Source organism: Streptomyces sp. NPDC017979, from assembly GCF_044328175.1.
Lineage (GTDB): Bacteria > Actinomycetota > Actinomycetes > Streptomycetales > Streptomycetaceae > Streptomyces.
In genome coordinates, this window is sequence record NZ_JBIRGU010000013.1 from 195,927 (window position 1) to 208,979 (window position 13,053).

General features: G+C 73.3%; 10 protein-coding genes and 1 pseudogene. 7 read left to right on the forward strand and 4 right to left on the reverse strand.

Annotated features, from left to right (window positions below):
* Positions 1 to 13: 13 nt before the first annotated feature.
* Together ACH4E8_RS28405 and ACH4E8_RS28410 are read right to left on the reverse strand one after the other, a co-directional pair.
* Complete coding sequence (locus ACH4E8_RS28405; protein ID WP_398453414.1) at positions 14 to 253, reverse strand: hypothetical protein; 240 nt, start codon at positions 251 to 253, stop codon at positions 14 to 16.
* A 292-nt stretch (positions 254 to 545) separates the two neighbouring features.
* Positions 546 to 941, reverse strand: a pseudogene (locus tag ACH4E8_RS28410) (transcriptional regulator); the annotation flags it as partial.
* Positions 942 to 1,081: 140 nt separating this feature from the next.
* Between ACH4E8_RS28410 and ACH4E8_RS28415 the strand changes: the two are divergent.
* From ACH4E8_RS28415 to ACH4E8_RS28435, 5 genes are all read left to right on the forward strand, one after another.
* A complete protein-coding gene (locus ACH4E8_RS28415) occupies positions 1,082 to 1,669 on the forward strand; it encodes a hypothetical protein (RefSeq protein ID WP_398453416.1) in 588 nt (195 codons plus the stop codon).
* Between the two features lie 134 nt (positions 1,670 to 1,803).
* Positions 1,804 to 2,649, forward strand: a complete 846-nt coding sequence (locus tag ACH4E8_RS28420; protein ID WP_398453418.1) for a hypothetical protein — start codon at positions 1,804 to 1,806, stop codon at positions 2,647 to 2,649.
* A 251-nt stretch (positions 2,650 to 2,900) separates the two neighbouring features.
* Positions 2,901 to 4,523 carry a hypothetical protein gene (locus tag ACH4E8_RS28425; protein ID WP_398453420.1) on the forward strand — a complete coding sequence of 541 codons (1,623 nt, stop codon included), beginning with the start codon at positions 2,901 to 2,903 and terminating at the stop codon, positions 4,521 to 4,523.
* Between the two features lie 120 nt (positions 4,524 to 4,643).
* Positions 4,644 to 5,885: an AAA family ATPase gene (locus tag ACH4E8_RS28430; RefSeq protein ID WP_398453423.1), complete on the forward strand. Its 1,242-nt coding sequence runs from the start codon at positions 4,644 to 4,646 to the stop codon at positions 5,883 to 5,885.
* Complete coding sequence (locus ACH4E8_RS28435; RefSeq protein ID WP_398453426.1) at positions 5,882 to 7,219, forward strand: VWA-like domain-containing protein; 1,338 nt, start codon at positions 5,882 to 5,884, stop codon at positions 7,217 to 7,219. Before ACH4E8_RS28430 ends, ACH4E8_RS28435 begins: the two co-directional genes overlap by 4 nt.
* Before the next feature lie 168 nt (positions 7,220 to 7,387).
* Here ACH4E8_RS28435 and ACH4E8_RS28440 read toward each other — a convergent pair whose 3' ends face one another.
* Complete coding sequence (locus ACH4E8_RS28440) at positions 7,388 to 8,623, reverse strand: hypothetical protein (protein WP_398453429.1); 1,236 nt, start codon at positions 8,621 to 8,623, stop codon at positions 7,388 to 7,390.
* A 202-nt stretch (positions 8,624 to 8,825) separates the two neighbouring features.
* A complete protein-coding gene (locus ACH4E8_RS28445) occupies positions 8,826 to 9,827 on the reverse strand; it encodes a dihydrodipicolinate synthase family protein (RefSeq protein ID WP_398453431.1) in 1,002 nt (333 codons plus the stop codon).
* Between the two features lie 60 nt (positions 9,828 to 9,887).
* Here ACH4E8_RS28445 and ACH4E8_RS28450 point away from each other — a divergent pair, with 60 nt between their 5' ends.
* Together ACH4E8_RS28450 and ACH4E8_RS28455 are read left to right on the forward strand one after the other, a co-directional pair.
* A complete protein-coding gene (locus ACH4E8_RS28450; protein ID WP_398453434.1) occupies positions 9,888 to 10,874 on the forward strand; it encodes an LLM class flavin-dependent oxidoreductase in 987 nt (328 codons plus the stop codon).
* 169 nt (positions 10,875 to 11,043) lie between these two features.
* On the forward strand, positions 11,044 to 13,008 hold the full coding sequence (locus tag ACH4E8_RS28455) for a hypothetical protein (RefSeq protein WP_398453436.1): 1,965 nt from the start codon (positions 11,044 to 11,046) through the stop codon (positions 13,006 to 13,008).
* The last annotated feature ends 45 nt before the right edge of the window (positions 13,009 to 13,053 follow it).

Genomic DNA, 13,053 nt, shown 5'->3' on the forward strand with positions numbered 1-13,053 from the left:
CTGTTCGGTGTCGTCACAGGGTGATGAGCCGGACGACGGTGACGGTCAGGACCGTGTCGGAGACGACGTACCGGATGATCGCGGTGCCGACGGTGGCTTCCCGCCGGTCCCGGTCGCCGCCCACGGGGCTGGAGCCGTGCCCGTAAGGATTCCGGCCGACCAGGCGCGCGATCGCAGCCTCGAACTCGGTCCGTCCGCTCATCCTGCGCAGGGCGTCGTCGGCCGGCGGGGCGTAGGTGATCCGGTACTTCACGTGACGTTCCGCGGCCGGCGTACCGCCCGGACGTTGCCGACAACCGTCGTCATGCCCACGCTCCCTGTGCTCTTGGGTGATCCGAACCAGGAACCAGCCTGAGGGCTGCACGGCGCGGGCGCCAAGAACTTGCCGGATCTCGCCGGGATCGGACGTCTGCGCGGACGGGGCGCTTCAGTTGGCGATCCGAGCAGGTGCGGCAGAACGCTGCCGCCGAGCAGGTCGCCTTCCGGGGCCCGCCGGACGCGGCAGGATCGGCTGAACCATGACGGCGACACGATCCGGGACCGCGCTACGAGATGGACCGCAGCCGGCCGCCGGCCCGGCGCTGGAGTTGGTCGATGGCCCGGGCCGTCTCGTCGCACTCCGGGAGGAGGACGACGATCTGCTGTGCGTCCAGGGGCAGTTCGAGCGTCTCGCTGAGCAGTCGCAGATGGTGTCCGTCCGGGTGGTTGAGCCTGAGGACACCGCGGCGCGGACCGACGTGACGGTGGAGGCGCTCGGTGAACTCGGGTCCGGCGACGGGGGTGAGTTCCGAGGTGAGCCACTCAAGGTTCTCCAGGGACGGCGCCTGCAACAGGTCGAAGGCGTACTCGTCCGCGACGTCGCCCCAGTCGACGAAGAACGTCCGGGCCCGGGGGTCGGTGACCAGATAGCGGTTGAGGTTCGGCTCGGCGTGGTCGAGCAGTCGACACGGCACTGTTCGCGCTGATGGCCGTGGTGCTGTGGCTTCCTCGGATGCGCACTGCGCGGCCCGCCCCTCAACCGGCGTGCGGGCAGCACCGGCTGCCCCTGAGGTCCGGCCTCGCCTGGGCCGTCACTGGGTTCATGGGACTGCAGTCCCTTGGCTTCTACGTCGTCGTGACGTGGCTGCCGCAGGTCTTCCAGGACGACGGGGTCAGTGCGGCCGCAGCCGGGTGGCTGCTGTTCCTGTTGCAGGCGGTGGCGGTGCTGACCGGCCTGGCGGTGCCGGGCGCGCTGCGCTGGGCACGTGACCAGCGGGCGTTGGCGACGATCTGCTCGGCCGTCCTGCTCCTCGGCTACCTCGGGCTCTTGGTCGCCCCGGAACTGGCGCTGCTGTGGAGCGTCGTCCTCGGCCTTGGGGGCGGGGCCTGTCTCGTGCTCGCGCTGGCGTTCCTCGGGATGCGCGCCCAGGACGCCGCCGGGGCGGGTGCGCTGTCGGCGATGGCGCAGTCGATCGGCTACCTGCTCGCCGCTGTTGGACCGGTGGTCTTCGGACTGCTGCACGGCATTAGTTCCGGCTGGCAGGCGCCGCTGGCGCTGATGTGCGTGGCCGCGGCCGGACAGACGGCGGTCGCGTCGGTGGCGGGCCGGGGCACGGTCCGGCCGACGGAGGTTCAGCAGCCCGGCCGGGCTGCTTCGGCACCGGAGCGGGCGTCGTCGCCCGGGCCCTGACCGGCTGGTGGAGATGCGCGCCGGGGAAGGGGTGCACCGGGTCCCGGCCGCAGGTTCTTGGTCGCCGGCTCCGTGCTTGACGCGGCGCCGCACGGGGCACATAGCCGCCAGTCGAGAGGGCGGGGGCTGCCACGATGTGGCTGACCGACGAAGGACGCTTCGTGATCTGGTGGCTGCTGGGTTTCGCGGCGGTCAATGTCTTATTGGGCTGCTGGTCGCTGCTTCGGGGGTGGCCCGACCGGGCGGTGATCCGACGCGCCACGCAGGACGGCATCGGGCCGGCGGAGGCGGCCTGGCAGGCGGCGTACGACTGGGAACGCCCCAAGGACGCCGCGAAGACCGCCGCCTATCTGCTGGTGGACGCAGGGGCGGTCAAGGTTTCGCAGGAGGGCGTGCTCACCGCCGTGCCCAACGCTCCGGAACCGTCGGACCCCGTGCTCCGTGCGCTCCTCGACGGAATCCGGCGGCGGGGGGCCGTGGGAGCCCGGATCCACGAAGCGCCGGACCATGGGGACTTCGAGCCCTACCGGAGCCTGCTCGCCGAACGCGTGCCGACGGTGCGGTGGTACGTCGATCCCTGCCGGACCGTGGCGTTCTACGCCGGGTGGGTGGTCACCTTCGGGATCCTGGTCCACGGGCGCACGATCGACGAGCCTTCCCCGGCTTCGAGCAACGGCGCCGCGCTCTGGGCCTTCGCGTGGATGTCCGTGGGCGGGGTGCTCTGGCTCTGCGCGAGGACCTGGCCGGACGAGTACACCCGGCGTTGGCCGGACTTCACCCGGTACTGCCGGGAGAGGGTCGACACCGCCCTGGAACAGGTGCCGCAGCGGATCCGCATCCTCGTGGACCGCGGGGCCACCGACCCGCTCCGGAAGCCGGCGACCCGGGGAGAGCGGGGCGCTCGCGGATCCGCGGGAGGAGCCTGGGTCGACAGCGTGGGTGCGGACTCCGGCGGCTGCGGTTGCGGCGGCGGCAACTGAAGCCGCGACCCCGGCGCGGGACGGCTACGTCGACGTGCTCGTGGCGTTTCTCCCCGTCCTTGCGGGATCTGCCCTGCCCGCATCGGGCGGACTAGCGGAGAACGCGCACGCGTCGCCCGCCGTGTGCCCGGAGGTCGACCCGGGGGCGGAAAAATCTTCTGGCCGCCGCCGTGACCGGGCGCTACGATCACCGCGATGACTACTCAATCGACTGTCAGATTGGGGGCTCCCACCGCGCAAGGTGAGTGCTGATGCCCACTCACACCGCGCGGGGAGACTCCTTCCTCGCCCTCTGGCGGCGCGTGCGCGAGTTCGCCGTACCGCCCTCCATGATCGAAACCGCCACCGCACGCCGCACCGCCGGCGACTGGGCGGGAGCGTGTGCGGCAGCCGGTGTCGACGTCGACGTCCGGCTCCGCACGGTCGAGCGCTCCCACGGCACGGACGTGGCGGCCCGGCTCCGCGCCGACCTCCGCCACCTCGCCCCCGACCTGCTGCGCTGGCACCTCCCCCGGATCGCTCCCGACGGACTGCTGCGCCCGGGGCTGACGCTGGCCCTGGCCCGCTACGACGCCGGGGCGCACCACCGGCGGCGACCGCTGCACCTGGTGGTGCGGACGCCGCCGGCCTGGGCGGAAGCCGGCCAGCGCATCGCCCTCGGGGTCTGGGACGGCGACCTCATCGACGCGGGTGCCCGCCGCCATCCGCACCCCAGGCCGCACCGGCGCCACCGCCTCGACCTGCACCGGCACTTGTGGGACGCGCGCCGAAGCGACGAGTTGCCCTCGCGTTGCGGGGCCGACCGTCCGCCCGGTGCCGCCACGCAGGATCCGTACGGTCCCGACCTGGCGGAGCTGGTGCCCGACGGGTACCCCTGCGCCGTCGACCGCTGGGCGGCCGAGGCGGGGCTCGTGCTCGACGCCGAAGGGCGCACGGCAGGGACCGTCGTCGTACGGCTCGGCGCCCGGCAGCGACTCGCCCTGGACCTGGTCCGGGACGACGACCCCGGCTGGGGGGCGGACGGCGGCGGTGCGCGCCCCGACGGAGCGTCCCGGTGGCGGATCGCCGCGGCGTCGGCGCGGGTCGGCCGTTCGTCCGCGCTGCCGACCCTGCCCGACGCGGCGACCTGGACGCTCCCCGATCTCCAACTGCTCCGCGCCGGTCTGCTCACGGTCGACTCCCTGCATCCCTTGGTCGCGTCGGCCCTGGGGCCTGTCTCACGGATCAGGCTGGATCAGCGAGCGGGATCCGGTGTCGTGGATCTCAAGGCGGAGGAGGGAGTCAACGCGGAGCGTCGGCGACCGACGACAACGCGGAGTGGGGGCACCTCCCGGGCCGAAGGCCCAGGGGGAGCGGCGCCAGATCCCGCGAGCCCAGCAAGATCCGTAAGACATGCCCTCGCGCCGGGGCGTGCGTCGACCGGGCCACCTCCCGTCCAGGACCCGCCGGGCGGGACGTACTACGTCGACTGCCGGGGCGCCCGCCATCGGATCGGCCTGGTCGACGGGGTGTTGGCGCCGCTGGACCACGGCCCGGACGAGATCCGGCGCGAAGAGCTGCTCGTCGCGCTGACCGGCACCCCGCTGCCCTGCCTCCAGGCGATCGACGAGGCGCACCGGCGCCCGGACTGCCTCCCCGGCGTCCGCGAGCGGCTGGGCCACGGCGACTTCGCCGGGGCGTTCGCCGTCGTCGAGGCCCTGCTGGGGCCCGACGCGGTGCTGCGCAACGGCCCGCTGCGGGACGCACTGGAAGGCGCGGCCGGGCGACGCATCGCCCACGGCCTGTACCGGGCGGATCTGACCCGCTCCGCTCCCCGCCCCGAGCGCCAGCCGCGTCAACACCGCGCACGTCCGCGCCACGCCACGCTGCACTGACGCTCCCCGACAGCCGCCCCGCCTCACCTTTCGACTGCCTTCGCCTCGTCTCCTGCCTGCTCTTGCTGCTTCCCACCGCGCGCCCACGCGTGCCCGGAACCGACCCACAAGGTGATCACCATGACCGCACCCAGCACGCCCGCAGCCCATGGCTCCGCTCCGCTCGACGTCGCGCAGGAGCTGTTGACCATGCTGCGCACCACGACCACGGAACCGCGCCCCGACGTCCAGTTGGAGGCCCTGGCCCTCGCCGTCGCCGCCGACCTTCCGGTGCTCCTGTGGGGCGAGCCGGGGATCGGCAAGACCGCTGCCCTGACCCAGCTCGCCGAGTCACTGGAGCTTCCGCTGACGACCGTGATCGCCAGTGTCCACGAGCCGTCCGACTTCTCCGGGCTGCCCGTCGTCGGCGACGACCCCGCAGTGCAGGGCGTTCCGATGGCCCCGCCCGACTGGGCCGTACGACTCGTCCGGGCCGGCCGGGGACTGTTGTTCCTGGACGAGTTGTCCACCGCGCCCCCGGCGGTGCAAGCCGCGCTCCTACGGCTCGTGTTGGAGCGGCGGATCGGCTCGCTGCGGCTGCCGCCGGGGGTGCGGATCGTGGCCGCGGCCAATCCGCGTTCCTCGGCGGCGGACGGCTGGGAGCTGAGCCCGCCGCTGGCCAACCGCTTCGTCCACCTCCAGTGGACCCACGACCACGAGGTCGTGGTGCGCGGGCTCGGCGGCACCTGGCCGCGGGCGACCCTGCCGCAGCTCGACCCCGAAGCCCTGCCCCGGGCCGTGGACCTCGCCCGCCGCGCGGTGTGCGGGCTGCTCTCCGTGCGTCCCCCGCTCGTTCACCGGCTGCCGCACCAAGAGACCGGGCGCGGCGGTCCCTGGCCCTCGCCGCGCAGTTGGGAGATGGCGCTGCGGCTGATCGCCTTCGCGACCGCCGCCGGCTCCGCCAGGGAGGTGCTGTCCCTGCTGGTCCGGGGGGCGGTGGGCAACGGACCGGGGCTGGAGATGCTGGCCTGCCTGGACCGGATGGACCTGCCGGACCCCGAAGCGCTGCTCGCCGACCCCTCGGGTGCCGTCCTGCCCGAGCGGGGCGATCGACGGCAGGCCGCCTTGGAAGGCGTGGTGACGGCGGTCCGCAACCGCCCGGACAAGCCCCGCTGGGACGCGGCGTGGGCGCTGCTGGCACGGGCGTTGGAGACCGGGGCACCCGATCTGGTGGTGGTCCCGGCGACCGGGCTCGCCGCGCTGCGCCAAGAGGACTGGGAGGTCCCGGAGTCCATCGAGCGGCTCGCCGGAGCGGTCTCGCTGTCGCGGCGCGCGGACGACACCGCGGCCCGGGTTGCGGTCGCGGCGCGGGCCGGCCGATGACCGCCGCCCGGCCCGCCTCGGCCCCCTCGAACCCGTCGGCCCCGGAGGCACCGGACACGGCGAGCACGGCAGACGTCTCGGTCGGGCCGGGGAAGCTGGATCGCGACAAGCTCTTCGCGGCGCGCCTGTTCGCCGCCCGCGCCCGGCCGTATCTGGCGACGGCGCTGTTCGCGCTGCATCCCGTGGAGTCGCCCCGGGTGCCGACGATGGCCGTCGACCGGTACTGGCGGTGCTACGTCTCCCCCGCGTTCGTCGACCGCACGCCGTTGGCGGAGCTCGCCGCTGTCTGGGTGCACGAGGTGTCGCACCTGCTGCGCGACCACCACGGCCGCGGGGACCGCGTGCTGCGCGAGCGGCAGCTGAGCGGCCCGGGAGCCCGGCTACGCATCAACATCGCCGCCGACATGGAGATCAACGACGACGCGTACGACGACGAAGCGAAGGATCTCGTCCTGCCAGCGGACGCCGTCACCCCCCAATCCCTGGGGCTGCGTTCGGGCGAGTTGATGGAGGACTACCTACGCCAGTTCGGGCTGGGACCGCGCACCCAGGGCCTGGTCTGGCTCGACTGCGGCAGCGGCGCCGACGGGCTGGAGCGCCCGTGGGAACTCGGGCCGAACGGTGCGCACGGCCTCAGCGCGCAGGAGCGGGACGCGGTCCGCTTCCGCGTGGCGCAGGGCATCTCCGCCCGCCCCGGCACCGCGCCCGCGGGCTGGCGGCGCTGGGCCGAGGAGGCGTTCCATCCACCCCAGCCGTGGCGGGAGTTGCTGGGTGCCGCGCTCCGCTCGGCGACGTACGGCAGCGGTTCGGGGGGCGACTACACCTACGGGCGGCCGTCGCGCCGTTCGGCGGGGCTGCCCGGCGTCGTACTGCCGAGCATCCGGCGCACCCCGCCTCGGGTCTGCGTGGTCATCGACACCTCCGGGTCGGTCAGCGACGCCGAGTTGGGGAGTGCGCTGCTGGAGGTCGCCGCGATCTCCCGGGCCGTGGGCGGTCGGCGCGACCTGGTGTCGGTCCTCTCGTGCGACGCCGCGGCCGACGTCGTGCGCAGGCTCTGCCACGCGGCGGAGATACCGCTGACCGGTGGCGGCGGCACGGATCTGCGCGCCGGTTTCGCCAAGGCGCTGCGCACCCGGCCCAGGCCGGACGTGGTCGTGGCGCTGACCGACGGGCAGACGCCGTGGCCGCGCACGCAGCCGTCGTGTCGCACGGTCGTGGGCCTGTTCTCCCGGATCGGGGCGCGCCGCCGGTGGAGCGAGGACCACGACTACGTTCCGGACGCACCGCCCGCGTGGGCGCGCGTGGTGCACATCGGTGCGCCGACGTCGAACTGACGGAGCGCGCGGGCACCGCGAACCGGAGCGCCGCGGCCGACCGTACGCCCGCTCCCCTTCAGGCGTCGTCGCGGGACGCCCCGGGGTGTCAATGGCCGTGCAGACCAGCGGCGGTGGGCAGGATCGGCGCCGGTCGGACCCACGGCTCCGCCCCGGCTGGCTCCCGTCTCAGAGCCGTACCCGGTACACGATCGGCGGCCGGCCGGTCTGCCCGTGCTGCTGGCTGCCGATCGGCACCGCCACTCCCGCCCGCTCCAGCCGCTTCAACACGCGCCTCGCGGTGCGCTGCTGGACGTCGAGATGCTCTGCCACGGCGTGCGCGGTCAGGCCCTCGCCGTCGGCCGCGGTGACCAGTTCGCGCAGCTTGTCGAGCGTCTGCGGGTTGAGGCCCACGCGCCGTGCGAGCAGCACGCTGTTCTCCGGGCCGGTCGGCGCGGTCGCCCGGTCGGAGTCGGCGTCGATCACCATGTCCACGTCGTCCCGCATGGACACGACGCCGGCCACGGGCCCCACCGCGCCGGCCCGGTTGACGGCCCGCCGTGCCAGCGACTCGGCCTCCGCCGCCGTACGGCCCAGACCGAAGCCCACGTGCACGGAGGTGTGCCGGGAGGCGAGCGCGTCGAGCAGCGGGAGCCGGGTGAAGTGTTCGCTGGCCTTCTCCAGGGCACCGCGCGTGGTCACCACCAGCCGCCGCCCGTCCGGCAGATGGGCCAGGCTGCCGCCGAGCACGGTGAGGTCTGCGGCGAGTTCGGAGTCGTCGGAGCCGGGCGGGATGTCGACGATGCCCATCGCCACCTGGGTGTCGCCGCTCTGCGCGGCGGAGGCGGCGAGCACCAGCGACTGCAGGGTGGCGCGGATGGAGTGCCGGGAGGGCGCGAGGCGTACGGCGTGCATCTCGTTGTCGAGCGTGTGGAAGGTGGAGCCGAGGCAGGTGAGTGCCACCCGGGTCTGCTTCTTGTCGCGGGCGCCGAGATGGAAGGAGACGAAGTCGTCGCCGGTCAGCCCGGGGCGGTACGGCAGCACGTGCACGTGCTCCGTCGGCAACTTGGCCTCGGTCATGGTCTCGACGACCTCGGCGCGCTGGAGCGTGTCGATGGAGATCCGCGACACGTCGTGGCCGAGGCGCAGCAGTTCGACGAGCGCACGCAGCAGCGTCGCGCCGTTGTACGGCACGTACATCGCCGACCGGTCCAGCAGTCCGGCTTCCGCCGCGAGGGCGTACGGCACGACCCCGGTGAACAGCAGGGCGTCGGCGCCGGACGCCGCCGCCTCGCGGACGACGTCGAGGGTCTCGTCCTCGTGCCGGTAGGGCAGGCCGAGCAGCCGCGTGGCGTCGGGAGCGCCGACCGCCCGTACCTTCTGCACCAGGTCCTCGGGGCCGATCACGCCTATGGAGAACGCCATGCGCCCCGTCTCCTTCATCCGTACGGCCTGTTCTGGCCGGGTCCCAAACGTCGCGCGGTAAGTGTAGGCATTACGGACCGAAGCGGTCCGCGGCCGCCGGGGTCGACGTGCCGCAAAGGGTCTTTCACCTTTCGGCCCAGGCCGTAAGAAGGTTACCTCGACCGACCCGCGGCCCCGGTGGTCGGTACCCGCAGGCGTGCGCCTACACCGCCCCGCCCTCCGCCAGTCCTTCCAGGCACTCCACCACGCGCGCCCGCTCCGCCGGCGGCAGTGGCGGGCCGAACGGGTCGTGGGCTGCCGCTTCGGGCAGCAGGCCCTCCCACACCGCCGCCCAGTGCATCCGCTGCACATAGCCCTCGATCGGGGCGAGGAAGGTGGCTTCCGCGAAGCGGTCCAGACGGGCCGACGCGGCGACGAAGGCCGTGTGGTCCGCGGCACGCCATGCGTCGATGACCGCCGTCGTCAGTTCCGCGCGGGCCGCCGCGATGCCGACCAGCGCCGTGTCGGCGCCCCACATCAGGCTGGGGCCGAACATGCGGTCCTCGCCGGTGACGACCAGGCGGTCCGTGGCCCCGGCCGCGCGGATCGCGTCCTGGCAGGCCATCGCGCGGTCCAGGGTGGCCAGTTTGAGGCCCAGTGCCCCCGGCAGCGCCAGCAGGTCGCGGACCAGCTCCGGCGGATACTCGTATCCGCCGGCCTCGCCGTGCAGGAAGAACCCCAGCACCGGCAGCCCGCTCGCCTCGGCGACGCGTTCGTGCAGCCGTACGGCGCGGTCGTGGCCGTCCGGGAGGGCGGCCAGCGCGTGCAGCGGGTACACCATCACCGCGTCCGCGCCCAGTTCGGCCGCCGTCACCGCCATCGCCTCGACCGCGGACTCCGCATCGGCCACCGTCGCCGGCGGGCGGTCGCGGGGCACGCCGGCGCCGGCGATCAGCGGCTTGTCGGTCGCCGCGCGCCAGGTGCGCAGCACTCGCGCGCGGTCGGCCGCCGAGAGGTACAGGCCGCGGCCGGTGTGCGCCCACACCGCGAAGCCGCCGACCGGGGCGGCGTCGAGTCGTGCCGCGTAGGAGCGCAGGGCGCCCAGGTCGACGGTCCCGTGTCCGTCCATCGGCGTCAGCACCGCAGGGAGTACCGTCCCCCGCAGTCTCCGGAGCAACTCGCCCGATGTGCCCACCACTTGTTCCGTGAACCCTTTGGTAACCACGGACCATACGTTAACCTTTACGGCCCAGACCGTAAAGGGACAAGGGATAGGAGTCCGGCCATGCGCCTCGGCCTCTACGTCAACCTGTTCTCCGGCAAGGACGACCGCCCCGCACTCGCGGACGCCGTCGAGCAGGCCCGGCTCGCCGAACAGGCGGGCTTCGACTGGGTGGTGCTCGGCGAGCGCCATCTGCACCGCCCCGGCTACCACGAGGCGCTGACCTCGCTGACCTGGCTGGCCGCGCACACCGAGCGCATCGGCCTGGCCACCGCCGGGCTCATCGCCCCCGTCTACCAGCCGGTGTGGCTCGCCGAGACCCTCGCCCACCTCGACGTGCTCTGCGGCGGTCGGCTCACCGCGGGCGTCGTCCTCGGCTACCGGCCCGAGGAGTTCGCCCTGTACGGCGTTCCGCCGCACGAGAAGGTCGCGCGCTTCGAGGAGTGCGTGGAGCTGATCACCCGGCTGTGGACCGAGGATTCGGTGACGTTCGAGGGGCGCTTCACCTCCGTGACCGACGCCTTCCTCTCCCCCCGCCCCGCCCAACGGCCCCGCCCCCGCCTGTGGAACGGCGGCCGGGTGCCCGCCGCACTGGCGCGCACGGCGCTGATGTGCGACGGCTGGACGACCTCCTTCAACGAGAGCGACGTCGAACTCCCCGCGAAGATCGACGAGTACCTGTCCTGCGAGCGCGGCCCCGGCACCCTCGGCGCCGAAGTGCTCGTCTGTCGCGAGGGGTACTGCGCCCCCACCTCCCGGCAGGCCCGCACGGCACTGGAGGACCCGCTGCGCGCGCTGTACGACGCGTACGGTTCCTGGAAGCGCACCTCGATGGACGCGGCCCGGTACGCACAGGGGTGGGACGAGATCGCCGCGCGCAGCGTCGTCGGCTCCCCGGAGCAGTGCGCGGACGGCCTCGGCCGCTACGCCGCGATGGGCGCGGACGGCGTCATCGTGCGCGTCCAGCCGCCGGGGATGCCCCAGGCGGACGCGCTCCGGGCCATTGAGGGCTTCGGCGAGGTTCTGGGGCGGCTGAGGAAGGGGAATTGAACAAGAGACCGCGGAACTGAGCACAGAGACCGCGGCCGCCCTAGCGCACCGGGCCCGCGCGGGCCCGGCCCGATCGACGTCTGCTGCCTGCTGTCTGCGCGCCCATGCTCGTCATCACCTCCCACACCATTTACGGTCAGGACCGCAAATAGCTTCCGTTGGAGGTTCCATGCGTCGTGCCCTCACGGCCGCGTGCCTGCTCGTCATCGCCCTCGCCGTACCGGCCCGTGCCGAAGCCGTCCCCGACACGTCCACGTCCGCCCCGCCCCGCGCCCCCGCCCCGTGCGGCTTCGCCGACCTCGGCAGACTCCCGCTCACCGGCGCGACCACCGCCGGTACCGCGATGGACGGCGATCGCGTCTACTCCGTCACCTCCTCCGCCTCCGGCCCCGCCTTCCTCGGCATCCGCGACGCCGACGACGGCAGGCTGATCGCGGAGCACCCGCTCCCCCGCGCCCTCGGTTCGTGGGCCGTGACCGTGGCCGAGGACCACACGGTCTACGTCGGCAGTTACGGCGGCACCGAACACAAGGGCCGGCTCTTCCGCTACGACCCCAAGAACGCCAGGGTCACCGAACTCGGCGTCCCCGTCGAATCCGAGACGTTCGTCTGGACCGTCGCAGCCACCGAGGACTACGTCTACGGCGGCACCTCCAACAACGGCCACCTCTTCCGCCACGACCGCAACACCGGCGAGACGAAGGACCTCGGCCAGCCGGTGCCGGGCCAGGGCTTCGTCCGCGACCTCGCCGTCGGCGGCGACGGCACGGTCTACGCCGGCATGGGACCCTCCAGCATGCAGGTAGCCGTGCTCTCCCCCGACGGCACGGTCCGCCGCGTCATCGACGCCCCGATCGGCGCCACCGGCTGGGCGTACGACGTGGACATCGTCGGCCGCTACCTCCTCGTCCGCTACGAGACCTCCGCCGCCAAGAAGCCGCTGGCGGTGTACGACCTCAAACGGGGCACGTGGCTGCACGTCACCCAGGACGTCGACAGCCTCACCGTCGGCGGCACGGCCCGCGCCCAGTCCGTCCACCTCGTCCAAAAGGGCGGGCTGATCCGGCTCGACCTGAGAACCGGCCGGACCACCAAGCTCGCCATGACCGAGTTCGGCGAGGGCGGCATCCGCACCCTCGGCTGGCGCGGCACCACCCTCGTCGGCACCTCGTCCACCGGCGGCATCTGGCACTACGACACCAAGACCGGCGTGGGCAGGCTCCTCGACCACACCCTCACCGGCCAGCCCGTGACCATCCGTTCCATGGCCGAGGGCCCCGACGGGCGCCTGTACGCGGGCGGGTTCCTCACCGGCGGCCTCGTCGCGTACCAACCGGGCACCGGTGCGACGCAGTTCTGGCCGAACGTCGGCCAGAGCGAGGGCATGGCGTCCCACCAGGGGAAGCTGTACCTCGGCGTCTACCCGGGCGGCCGCGTCTACGAGTTCGACGGGATCGCGCCGAGGCGGGTGGTCAACCTCACCGAGCAGGAGCAGGACCGGCCGTTCAGCCTGGTCTCGGCCGGCAACCGGGTCGCCTTCGGCACCGTGCCCAAGTCGGGCACCGAGGGCGGCGCGCTGGGCCTGGTGAACCCCGTCACCGGCGAGACCCGGATCAAGCGGAACATCGTCCCGGGCCACTCGGTCGTCGGCGTGACCCACCGCGACGGGATCGTCTACGGCGCCACCTCAGTCTTCGGCGGCACCGGAAAGCCGCTGGACACGGTGGCGAAGGTCTTCGCGTACGACGTCGCCGCCGACAGGCTGCTCTGGCAGAGCGCCCCCGTCGCCGGCGACCTGGCGCTCGGCGAGCTGTCGTTCGACGGCAACGGCAAGCTCTGGGGGCTGACCCCGGACGCGCTGTTCGAGATGGACCCGGCCACCGGCGAGACGCTGCGCACGGTCAAGCACCAGACCTACCCCTGGGCGACCCAGACGCAGGTGTGGCACGACACCAACCTCGTGTTCCACGCGGGCTATCTGTGGGGCAAGACGCAGAGCAAGGCGTACCGGATCGACCCGGCGACGATGCAGTTGACGCTGATCGCCCGGCCGGTCTCGAACCTGACGAAGGGCCCCGACGGCAACATGTACATGTCGCGCAACGAGAGCTTCTACACCTACCGGGTCTGCTGACCCGGGCAGGAAGAAGCGGTGGGCACCGGCCCGCAGGACCGGTCC